The 11213-nt window shown below is 71.8% G+C and carries 6 protein-coding genes; all 6 read right to left on the bottom strand.

All coding sequences use genetic code 11. The features are described 5' to 3' along the window. Positions 1–29 precede the first annotated feature (29 nt). Genes ACZ41I_RS08565 through ACZ41I_RS08540 form a run of 6 tightly spaced genes read right to left on the bottom strand, consistent with a single transcriptional unit; the run spans position 30 to position 10903 of the window. Entirely contained in the window at positions 30–5408 is a 5379-nt protein-coding gene (locus ACZ41I_RS08565) for a condensation domain-containing protein (RefSeq protein ID WP_468513578.1), read from the bottom strand. Between the two features lie 22 nt (positions 5409–5430). Beyond that, complete coding sequence (locus ACZ41I_RS08560) at positions 5431–7326, bottom strand: non-ribosomal peptide synthetase (protein WP_468513577.1); 1896 nt, start codon at positions 7324–7326, stop codon at positions 5431–5433. A 23-nt stretch (positions 7327–7349) separates the two neighbouring features. Next, a complete protein-coding gene (locus ACZ41I_RS08555) occupies positions 7350–8399 on the bottom strand; it encodes an HAD-IIIC family phosphatase (protein ID WP_468513576.1) in 1050 nt (349 codons plus the stop codon). After that, positions 8396–9634 carry an acyl-CoA dehydrogenase family protein gene (locus ACZ41I_RS08550; protein ID WP_468513575.1) on the bottom strand — a complete coding sequence of 413 codons (1239 nt, stop codon included), beginning with the start codon at positions 9632–9634 and terminating at the stop codon, positions 8396–8398. Before ACZ41I_RS08550 ends, ACZ41I_RS08555 begins: the two co-directional genes overlap by 4 nt. Further along, positions 9618–9887 carry an acyl carrier protein gene (locus tag ACZ41I_RS08545; RefSeq protein WP_363219597.1) on the bottom strand — a complete coding sequence of 90 codons (270 nt, stop codon included), beginning with the start codon at positions 9885–9887 and terminating at the stop codon, positions 9618–9620. The genes ACZ41I_RS08550 and ACZ41I_RS08545 overlap by 17 nt, the downstream gene beginning before the upstream one ends. Continuing rightward, on the bottom strand, positions 9884–10903 hold the full coding sequence (locus ACZ41I_RS08540; RefSeq protein WP_468513574.1) for a 3-oxoacyl-ACP synthase: 1020 nt from the start codon (positions 10901–10903) through the stop codon (positions 9884–9886). The genes ACZ41I_RS08545 and ACZ41I_RS08540 overlap by 4 nt, the downstream gene beginning before the upstream one ends. Positions 10904–11213: the final 310 nt, after the last annotated feature.

Raw genomic sequence — 11213 nt, 5'->3', positions numbered from 1 at the left:
TGCAGGTCTCCTTCGTCGGCCGAGCCGCGTCAGTCGGTGTGTGCGGGCCGTGCCGTGGCCGGCTCAGCAGGTGTGCTTGCGCCGGTCGTCGTGCGGATGGGCCACAGGCTGGACAGCGGTGCACCCGGGGCGCGGGTGGCCGCACGCAGCATCACGAGCAGTCCTTCGAGGAGAGCCCGGGCACTCGACCGGTCGAACAGCTCGGTGCGGTAGTCCAACGAGACGGACAGCTCGTTGAGCCCCGGCCCTTCGACGACGGACCAGGAGAGGTCCAGCTCGCTGCGGCCGGGCGGCAGCGTGAGCCGTCCCGCGTCCGTGCCGGGCCACCGCACGGGGGCCGCCTCCACCCCGGCCGCCGAGCCGAGCCTCGCCGGCAGCGCCTGGTAGGAGTACGCCACATCGAACAGTGGTGCCCTGCCGGGCTCGTGAGGCAGTCGGGCCGCGCGCACGATGTCGGCGAGCGGCACATCCCCGTGCTGTTCCGCGCCGGTGATGGCGCGCCGCACCCGGTCGGTGAGCTCCTCGAAGGACGGGTCGTCGGCCAGGTCCAGACGCAGCGGCAGACTCCGCGCGAAGGAATCCACCCGAGTGCGGGCTGCCGAGAGGGGAAGCGCCGTGCCGGTCAGCCCGATGAGCGCCTCGTCCGCTTCCGTGTGCCGGGCGAGCAAAGCGGTGAGAGCCGCCAGCACGCTCTCCCTGGTCCCCGAACGGCCCACCGCGTGGGCGAGGTCGTCCGGAATCCGGGACCCAACGGTGGCGGTGACGAGGGTGCCGTGGGCAGGCCGGGCCCGGTCCAGCGGCAGCGCCCCGTCGGCCAGCCCCGCCAGTGTCCGTCTCCAGTAGGCGAGTTGGTCCTCCGTCCGGGGGCCTGTCCAGGGCTCGGTGTGCCCGCCGGACAGCGTGGGAGGCTCGGGCAGCTCGGCCCGGCGTCCGTCCAGGCGGGCGTCGTACAGAGCGAGCAGGTCCCGGAAGAACACCTCCGGCCGGCCACCGTCGTAGGCCTGCTGGTGGGTGGTCACGAGCAGGACGTGCCGGTCCGGGCCCGTCGTCGCGAGGAGCGCGTGGAGCCGGCGACCCGATGCCGGATCGAGTACGAGTGCGGCCTCGGCCTGCGCGATCTCCCTGGCTGTGCACAGGGGCTCGCTCTCGCCGGAGACGTCCGCGGTGGTGAAGAAGCCGTCGCCGAGCAACGAGCCGTGCCCCACGGCTTCGACGGTCCCGGCATGCAACACCTCGTGCCGCTCCGCCAGTTCCTCCAGCGCCGTGCGCAGCGCGGGGAGCCGCACCTCGCCGCGCAGTTCGAGGCAGCTGACGACAGGGGCGGCGACCGGGACCACCGGGGCAGGCGGGGTGTCCGGTCGGTCCGCGGCCGGTCCGGTCGCCGGGGGAGGACCGCCGGGGAGGTCGCTGTAGCACCTGTCCTCGTCGTCCGCGACGGCGTGCAGCAGCTTCACGTACGCCTCGGACATGGCGGAGATCGTGTCGGCGTCGAAGAGCTGTGTCGCGTACTCCATCATGACCACGATCTCGTCCTGGTCCGCCAGCTCGCCGACGACCATCGAGAGGTCGAACTTGGCGGTGCCGGGGGGCAGCCCGGGGAAATGCGGGATGATCTCCGGGGCGTGAGCCGGTCCGGTGACGATCTCGCCGAAGGCGGCGGCCGGTGGCAGCGTCTGGTGCACGTACATCACGTCGAAGAGCGGATGACGGCTGGGATCCCGGTCGCCCGCGACCTCCCGCACGACCTGGTCGAACGGGATCTCCTGGTGGTCGAGGGCGCCGAGCACCACCCCGCGCACCTGGCGCAGCAGCTCGCGGAAGCTCGGGTCACCCGAAAGATCCGAGCGCAGCGCGATGGTGTTGTTGAAGAAGCCGAGCAGGCCCCACAGTTCCGGCCGGCTACGACCGATGGTCGAGGTGCCGACGACGATGTCCCGCTGACCCGACCAGCGTGCGAGCAGCACTGTGAGCGCGGTGAGCAGCACCATGAACAAGGTGGCCGTCTCCTGGGCGCCCACCTCGCGCAGCCGCCGCACCAGTGCGCCCGGGATGCTGAACCCGTGGGTCGCACCCGCGAAGTCCATCCGGCCGGGGCGCGGCCGGTCGGTGGGCAGCTCCAGCGCGGGCGGGTCGCTCAGCCGTTCGCGCCAGTAGCTCAGTTCACCGTCGAGGCGGGAGTCGGCCACCAGCTGGCGCTGCCAACGTGCGTAGTCCGCGTACTGCACCGGCAGCGGTTCGAGCTCGGGGGCACGGTTCTCCAGGCGGGCCGTGTAGAACTCCAGCAGCTCCTGCTTCTGGATCTGCGGAGCCCAGCCGTCGTTCACCGCGTGGTGCATGCACCAGCAGACGATGTGGTCGTCCTCGCCGATCCGCACGACGGTGAGCCGTAGGAGCGGTTCGTCGGCGATGTCGAAGACCCAGCGCATGGCGGAGGTGATGACCGCACCCGCCGCGGTCTCCGGGGCGTCCTCGCCCGAGACATCCAGGTACGTGAAGAAGTCGCCGAGTTCCGGCCGGATCTTCAGCCCGGGTCTGCCGTCGGCCTCGACGAGATTGGACCGCAGCACCTCGTGGCGCCGCGCCAGGTCCTCCCAGGCGAGCCTGAACGTCTCGACGTCCAGGGGGCCGCGGTACCGGGAGGCGCCGGGGAGGTTGTAGAGCGTGGTCGTCGGGTCGAGCTGGTGGTGGAACCACATGCGCTCCTGCCCGTACGACAGCACCGGCTCCCCGCCCGGGACGATCGGCGGCAACTCGGCGTCGCGTACCTCGGGGACGACCGGGGCCGTCGGCGCGGCCGCGGCACTGGGCGATTCCGGCGCGGGAGCGTGCGGCGCCCTGTCGTGAATGGCGTCCGCGAGCGCGCTGACGACGGGGTGGTCGTAGATGTCCGCCATCTTGAGCGATACCCCGTGCTGCTCTCGTACCAGGGCGAGGAGCTGGAGAGCGATGACGGAGTTGCCGCCGATGGAGAAGTAGTCCGCGTCGGCCGGGACCTCGTCCGCGTGCAGCAGCTCGACGAGGGTCTCCCGCAGCCAGGCCAGTATGGTCCCGGGTTCTGCGGTCCGTTGCCCGCGGGGTGCGCGGACCGGCTCCTCGGCTGCCGGAGCCGGAGCCGGAGCCGGAGCCGGAGCCGGTAATGGGGCCGGTTCCGGTACCGGTACCGGAACCGGAGACGTTGTCGGAGCCGGAGCAGCGGGCCGATGGAGCGCTTCGTCGAAGGACAGCGCCTCGCCCAGCGGCCTGGCCCAGCAGCGAACGCCGGTGAACGGATGTCCCGGCAGCGGAACCAGGACCGCCGACGGGTCGGCCCGCAGCGTCGACCAGTCCAGGCCGACGCCCTCCTCGTACAACCTGCCCAGCAGCTCCAGGACCGCGGCATCGGCGTCGGCGGCACCGGGCCGCAGACGGAACACGCGGGCGTCCGCGCGGTCGTGGAGGTGGGCCGTCAGCCGATCGCCGATCTCGCCGCGCGACGCCAGCTCCACGAACACCACGGGACCGTCGGCGAGCTGCTCGTCCGCCGCCGCGTGCAGCTGCTCCACCCGCAGCGGATTTCCCGCCACCGCGGGGTCCTGCCCGCTGCGTGCTCGCCGCAGAGCGGCGGTGTCCTCGGCGCTGAGATCGCCCCGCAGGTACCGGGCGGCGTAGCGGGAGATCCCCGAACTCATCAGCCCATCCGGCGAGATGCCGGCCCGGACCAGCCGCTGGTACGTCGCGAGCTGTCCGCCGATCACCGCCGCACAGTCGGCCGGTACGGGCAACTCGTCCGGCAACGTGCCCGGCAGCTGACCGCGTGGCTCGTCGGGTGCGGCGTCCGCGGAGAGCAGGAAGACCACCCGAGGTGCGGCCACGGCGTCGGTGGCAGCCGTCCCGGGCGTCTCGGGCGACTCGTGCCGACGCCAGGTGACCTCGGCGGCCAGGCGCGCCGCGAGCTCGGAGGTGTCCCGGGCGACCACGGACACACGGCAGGCGTCGTGGTCCCTGCCCTCGTTCAGCGTGCGCGCGACGTCGGCCAGCCGGTGGGCGCTGTGGCGCAGTTCGAGCGAGAGCCGCTCGCACTGGGAGAGCAGGTCCGCCCGGCTGCGGGCGGACACCGCGACCAGCTGCGGGGTACGGACGGCGGGGCCTGCCGTGGCGGTCACCGGAGGCTGCTCCACCACGCAGTGCGCGTTGACGCCGCCGAGGCTGAACGAGCTCACCCCCGCCCGGCGTGGCTCGTCGTCCCACTGCTCCAGCGAGGTGACGACCTCCAGGCGGGCGCCTTCGAGGTCGACCTCGTCGGCGGGCTCCTCGAAGTGCAGCGAGGGATACAGCTCGCCGTGGTGCACGCTGAGTACCGCCTTGACCAGCCCGGCGATTCCCGCGGCGTGGTCCAGGTGCCCGATGTTGGTCTTGACCGAGCCCACCTTCACCGTACGATCCCCGTCGGGACGGGCCAGGGCCAGGCCCTCCGCCTCGACCGCGTCGCCGAGCCGGGTGCCCGAACCATGTGTCTCGATGTATCCGGCGGTGGCCAGGTCCAGCGAGGCATTGCGCCACGCCTGGGTGATGACCTGGGCCTGCGAGCGGGCGCTCGGTGTGCTGACGGTCGCGGAGTGACGGCCGTTGTGCACCACGGCGCTGCCGCGGATCACGGCGTGGATGAACGCCCCCTCTGCCAAAGCCCGTTCCAGCGTGGTGAGGACCATCACCGCGCCGCCCTCGCCGAAGCCCGCGCCGTCCGCGGCACGATCGAACGCGCGGGACCGGGCGGTGGGCGAGCTGATGCCGGGGAAGTCGGCCACTGTGGCCGCCGGCGGCACGATGGGGCGCAGGCTCACCCCGCCCACGACGGCGCGGTCCGCGTCGCCGTCGCCGAGTTCACGGCATGCCTGGTGGACGGCGACGAGTGAGCCGTTGCAACCGGTGTCCACGCCGTAGCAGGGGCCGGTGAACCCGAAGACGTGCGAGATCCTGGCGGGCAGGGCGCAGGGGATGTTTCCGTTCAGGCTGAGCGTGCCCTGCTCGCGCACCAGAGGTGCGTAGCCGTTGTTCGGCGAGCTGAAGATCACGGCTGTCCGGCTGTCCCGGAGCCCGGCCGGGGCGTATCCGGCGTTCTCCAGCGCCTCCTGGGTGAGCTGGAGTGCCAGCCGGTGCTGCGGGTCGGTCACCTCCGCCTCGCGCCGGGACATCCCGAAGCGCTCGTGGTCGAAGAGGTCGATCCGCTCCAGGTAGCCCTGCTCCGGATAGTCGTGCCGGGGATCGAGCCCTGTGCTCCAGATCCGTTCCGGAGGGATCGGGCGCACCGAGTCCCTGCCCGCCCGCAGGTTCGCCCGGAAGGCGGCGAGGGAATCCGCCTGCGGGAATCTCGTGGCGATGCCGATCACCGCGACGGCCGGTCTGCCGCGTGTCACGCCGGTAGCGCTCATATCACCTCTCCGTTCACGCGTGTCAGAGCTCGTATGTGGCCGGCGGGGCGTGTGAGTCGCCTTGCGCGCGCTCGCCCAGGCGGTCGGCGATGAGCTGCGCCTGGGCGGCGATGGTGATGTGGTCGAACAGCTCGCCCACCCGCAGCGCCCCGGGCCATCGCTTGTCCAGCCTGTCGTGCAGGTCGATGACCTTGATCGAACTCCCGCCGACGGCGAAGAAGTTGTCGTCCGGGCCCGAGCGGGAGTGCCCGAGGACCTCCGCCCAGATCCGGCCGACGGCGAGCCGGTGCCCGCTCCAGTCCCCGCCCGTGGTGCCCCCGGATGCCTGCCGGTCTGCCGGGATGAGCGTGCGGAGCGTGGCCCGGTCCGCCTTGGTGCTGCGGTCGAGCGGCATGTGGTCGACCGGTACGAACAGGGTCGGCATGGCCTGCTCCACCAGCCGGCCTCGACAGTGTTCGCGCAGCTCCGAGGCGTCCGGCGGCCCGCTGCCGGGTGTCGGCAGTACGAAGGCGATCACCTGCGGCTCGTCCTGCCCGGCACGTTCGCAGAGCACCACGGCCTGCTCCACGCCCGCATGGCGTTCCAGCACGCTTTCGATCTCGCCGAGTTCGATCCGCGTACCGCGGATCTTGGCCTGGTCGTCCGTTCTGCCGTGGTAGTGCAGCGCGCCCCGCTCGTCGACGCTGGCGATGTCCCCGGTGCGGTAGAGGCGCCCGCCCGGCCGCCCATACGGGTCCGCGACGAATCGCTCGGCCGTACGGGCCGGCTGGTTCGCGTAGCCGAGTGCCACGAGGGAGCCGCCGACGTAGAGCTCGCCCCGCTTCCCGGCCGGGACTTCACGCAGCCGCTCGTCCAGTACCAGGGTCTGCGCTCCGGACCACGGCCGCCCGATGGGGACACGGTCACGGGTCGGGTCCGGATCGGTCTCCACCGTGCAGGCGATGGTTGTCTCGGTGGGCCCGTACTCGTTGACGATCCGGGCCCGTGGCAGTCGCTCGTGGTGCGCGCCCACCAGCTGGGGGGTGCACGCCTCACCCCCCACGACCACCAGCCGCAGTGTGTCGGGCAGGCCGCCGGGATCCTGGAGCACCGCCCGGTAGTAGGAGGGGATGTTGAACAGGTGTGTGACACGGTGTTCCCTGGCGAGCCGGGTGAACTCAGCCACCTGCACGAGCTGCCGGGGGTCGGGGAGCACCAGCGTGTGACCGCCGGTGAGCGACCAGAACATCCCGCCGAGGATCCCGTCGAAGGACAGCCGCAACGCGATCAGCAAGACGGAGCGCTCGGTGCCGTACACCGGGCCCCGGCAGCTGATGGACACCGCGAGCTGGCCCCGGCTGACCATCACGCCCTTGGGCACACCGGTGGATCCCGAGGTGTAGGCGACGTAGGCGATGCTCTGCTCAGGGACCGGTGGGTACGCGTCGGCAAGCAGCTCCTGGCCCGCCTCGACGAGCCGCGTCAGAGGGAGGTCCGCCGCGTCCACGACCGTCGGCGGGGCGGGCATCGCCGAGAGCACGGAGGCCGGCACGGCGTCGCCGCCCTCGCTCAGCACCACCGCGCAGTCGACGTCCCGGCACAGCGCCTCGAACCTCCCGACGGGAAGGTCCGGTTCCAGGACCGCCCAGGTGGCACCGGTGCGCAGTGCGGCGAGCATGGCGACCACGGACAGGGCGCTCTGCTGCGTCCGGACGCAGACGACCCGCCCCGGCCGCAGCCCGTGCTGCCACAGCAGCCGTGCAAGACCGGCCGAGGCATGGTCGAGCTCGCGGTACGTCAGCGAGACCCCGCCGATGATGAGCGCGGTCGCCTCGGGCGTCCTGACCACCTGGCTCCGGAAGGCGGCCCACACCGGCCGTACCTCCGCCGGGGCGTTTGCGGGGGCGAACTCATCTGTACCGCCGGGACGACGGGTCATCGCAGCCTCGCTTCCTCCGCCGTTCATGCCGCACCGGCGATCACCCGCGTGTGACCGGGCGCCTTGGGCAGCGGGCGCTCCGGGTCCACGGTGAGCACGAGGCGGTCCTCGTCGGTGACCGTCGCCTCGTAGCCGGCGAAGCGCATCATGACCAGCATGTTCCGGTTGGCCTCGGTCGGGAGGAAGTGCGCGACGGGGCGCCGGCCGGCCACCAGGGCCTGCTGGGTCAGATGGTGCAGCAGCACGCTCCCCGCACCGCGCGAGGCGACTCGGCAGGACATCAGCATCAGCCGCAGGACCGAGTCCGGCCCGACGAGCTCGGTGACGGCCAGCCCGATGATTCCGTAGTCACCGAAGCGGTCGCGGAGCGAGGCCAGCAGCACCTGATGGTCCGGTGAGGAGCTCAACCGGCGCAGTTCGTCGATGCCGTACGTCAGTCCGGTGCTGTTGAGCTGGTGGGTGCGCACCGTCAGCTCGCTGGCCCGGGCGAGGTCTTCCTCGGTGGCCGGGCGCAGCTCCATGACCAGGTCGAGCGAGTCGAGGAACGCGTGGCGTCCTTCGGTGAACTCCTCTTCGGCCTTCCGGCGTTGCCACTCGGCTTGGTAGAGCCGGCGTCGCCCGGTGGCCTCCGCGGTGATCTGCTCGGGCCGGAACTCCCGGTAATCCGGCAGCTGTCCGATCTCCGCCGCCGGGTAGCAGCGGACCATGGGCAGTTCGCTCGCGACCTCGGCCCGCTCCACCGGGTCGTTGTCGACGAACGCGATGGTGTCCAGACCGATGTTGAGGGCCTTCGCGATCCGGCGCACCGCAGCGGACTTGGCACCCCAGCCCACCTCTGTCGCGCAGAACCAGTCGGCCAGTCGGCGTTCCGTCAGGTGACGTCGAGTCACGCTGTGTTCGCCACGGCTGGCGGCGGCATGCAGGATGCCGCGACGGTCCAGCTCCACCAGCGTCTCCAGCGCCGAGGGGAAGGGGGCGGGATCGTCGCCCTCCAGCACCACCCCGTCCCACAGGGTGTCGTCCAAGTCCCACACCAGGCACTTGACGGTGGGTGCGCCCGCTGCCGCCGTCACGGCGACTCTCCGGGAAGTCGGGGTCCGGCGGGGCGGTCCGTGCCGCGCGCCGCAGCACCGAAGCGCCGCAACAGCCGCTCGGCTATGTGTAGTTCGGACACTTCCTGTGCTCCTTCGATGATCTCCATGACCTTGGCGTCCCGAAAGTGACGGCCTGCCCTGCTGTCGGGCGTGCAGCCGGCCGAGCCGAGCACCTGTACGGCCGCGTGGCTGCCCGCCGCCGCCGCGGAAGCCGCCGCGTACTTGGCCATGAGCGTCTCCGACACCCCCTGACCCGGTCCCGAGGCCCGTGCCTCCGCGGCCCTGCGGGCGAGTTGCCGGGCCCCGGCGGCGTCCACCGCCGCCCTGGCCAGCAGTGACCGGACCAACTGGTGGTCCCCCAGGGGGATGCCACCCTGCCGACGGACCGCGGCGTGGGTGGCGGCGTCCTGGACGCACGCCTCCGCCATGCCCACGCATCCCCAGGCGACCGTGAACCGGCCGTGGTCGAGCGCGGTGCCGACGACATGGGAGAGCCCCAGTCCGGGAGGGGCGACGAGCTGACGCCGGGGAACCCGCACGCCGTCGAAGGACAGATGGGCGATCCGGGCGCCCCGCATGCCGAGCTGCCCGTTCACCGGCTCCCGCTCGACACCGGCGCGGTCCGCGTCCACGAGCACGGCGGCCGGCTTGCCCTCGTACATGCCGAGAACCAGGAACACGTCGGCGACCGCACCGAAGGTGACCCACCTCTTGTGGCCGCTCACCACCAGTTCCTGGTGGTCCGACCTGCCCGACGCCTCGATACGGGTTTCCACCGCCGCCAGCGCGCTGCCGGCGCCCTGCTCGGTCGCCGCGAAGCCGGCGGTCAGCTCGCCGCCGGCCAGCCTGGGCAGCCAGTCGGCCCGCTGTGCCTCGGTGCCCCAGCGCAGCAGCGCCGCCGCGACCATACCCTGTACGGTCAGCAGCCCGCGCAGGGCGCTGCACTCCGCACCGATCCGTGCGGTGATCTCCCCGAGCGCGAGCGGATGGAGGCCGGCACCCCCGTACTGCTCGGGCAGGTCCGCGGCGAGCAGTCCCGACGCGGCGACCTCCTTGCGCACCGAATCGGGCAGTCCGCCGTCCTGGTCCCAACGCGAGGCGCGGTCATGTGCGTTGGCCGCCACATCGGCTGCGACCCGGGACAGGTCCACGGGCTCCACGGGCGGCGGATCCGTCGTCGCAGTGGCGGGGCCGCTTTCAGGAACCCTCGACATGTGCCTCTCCCAACTCGGGCGCTCCGGTCTTGCGCCGGACGAACTCCGCGATGCGGTTGGCGGTCCTGAAGCTGTCCAGATCCAGGTCCTCGACCTCGACGGTGAGGGCGAAGCGGCTCTCGACGAAGGTCACCAGCTCCAGCGCGAACAGTGAGTCGGCGAGGCCCTGTGCGAAGTAGTCGTCGTCCGGCTCCACCGGCCGACGAAGAGCCGCGCTCAGAAAGCCGGTGATCTGCGAGGTGATGTCGTTCATGCCGTGTCCTTAGGTGAACCTGTCTCGACCAGCAGCAGACTCCAGGCGGCCACCGGGCTCACGTTGATCAGAACCGCAAGGTCGCCGGGGGCCAGCTCCTTGCGATCGATTGCGGTGCGGAGATTGAGGAAGACGTCATTGGGACCGAGGTGTCCGTACTGCCGGAGGTTCTCCCGGCACGCCGGCAGCAGTTCGATGTCCAGGCAGTCCTCGAGGAAGGTGAAGCTCCCGGCGGACAGATTCTGGCTGACGAAGCCGGCGACGTCCTCCCGGCCGATTCCGTTGCGCCGCAGCAGGTCGCCCAACATCGCGGAGAGCCGGCTGCGCGTCTCCATGGCCAGGCGGAAGGAGTAGGTGCTGGGCTCCGTGCACTGTTCACGCCACTGAGCGGTGGGGCGGTCCCGGTAGTCGATGTGGAAGAGGTCCCAGTAGCGCCCGTTGGTCAGCTGCGCGATATCGAGTATCCGTATCGTCCCGCTGCGGGAGAGCAGCAGTGCCTGCCCGCCGTCGCCGTTCACCGTGACGGGGTGGCGGTAGCGCAGGGCGGCGGCCGGCTTGCTGCCGTGCACGACCAGGACATGGTCCAGGGCAGGGTCTGCGGCCAGCAGTCCGCGGGCCGTCAGCAGGGCCGGGGTGATCGAGACACAGCCGAGCCCGCCCACCGAGAAAGTGGTGGCGTGGTCGGCGCCGAGCCGGTGCTGGAGCCTGGTCACCTCGGAGCTGAGGAACGTCTCCTGGACCCGCGACTCCACCATCACCAGGGCGCCCAGGTCCCGGGCGTCAAGCCCCGCCTGTTCGAGCGCCCGGCGCGCGGCGCGTTCCGCGAGAGTGACGGAGCTCAGCCGGTCGTCGGCCCGGACCGTGTCGATGCCCAGACCGTCGCGCGTGGCGCGCTCGGTCTCGTCGAGCGTCCGCACATCGGTGATCGGCAGAGTGTGCTCGGGCAGATACCAGGCGGCACTGCGGATGGCGACGGGTGCCGCGCCACTCCGGAGGGCCTGCTGGGACACGGTCATTCCCTCTCGTCCCCTCTCGTCCAAGGCAGGACGTCCGGGCTGTCAGCCCAAACGTCCCGCATTCTCCCGAGGGCGACTGACGCCGAACTGACGTACCGCTGACAGCACCCGATCAGGGGGTGTCAAGAATCCGTCCTGTGCCGTTGTCGGCGGTGGCCCAGGGCTTCCACGGACGGGTGGTCGCAGATGTTCCGGTGCACGGAGGGGGGCGTGGCGTCGGTGCGGGTCCGGCGCCTGGCCCGCCCGGTGCTCGGCCGGCCGCGGTAGATGTTCCGCGAGCGGTTTCCCGGCGCCGTCCGCCTCTCCCTCG

Source organism: Streptomyces sp. NPDC030799, from assembly GCF_055572255.1.
The sequence above is the reverse complement of the archived record's forward strand: the minus strand, read 5'-3'. Positions and strand labels throughout refer to the sequence as shown.

What these genes read in the sequence shown, in the direction of transcription:
- ACZ41I_RS08565 (WP_468513578.1), bottom strand. Translation starts at nt 5,408, where the DNA reads ATGAGCGCTACCGGCGTGACACGCGGCAGACCGGCCGTCGCGGTGATC.
- ACZ41I_RS08560 (WP_468513577.1), bottom strand. Translation starts at nt 7,326, where the DNA reads ATGACCCGTCGTCCCGGCGGTACAGATGAGTTCGCCCCCGCAAACGCC.
- ACZ41I_RS08550 (WP_468513575.1), bottom strand. Translation starts at nt 9,634, where the DNA reads ATGTCGAGGGTTCCTGAAAGCGGCCCCGCCACTGCGACGACGGATCCG.
- ACZ41I_RS08545 (WP_363219597.1), bottom strand. Translation starts at nt 9,887, where the DNA reads ATGAACGACATCACCTCGCAGATCACCGGCTTTCTGAGCGCGGCTCTT.
- ACZ41I_RS08540 (WP_468513574.1), bottom strand. Translation starts at nt 10,903, where the DNA reads ATGACCGTGTCCCAGCAGGCCCTCCGGAGTGGCGCGGCACCCGTCGCC.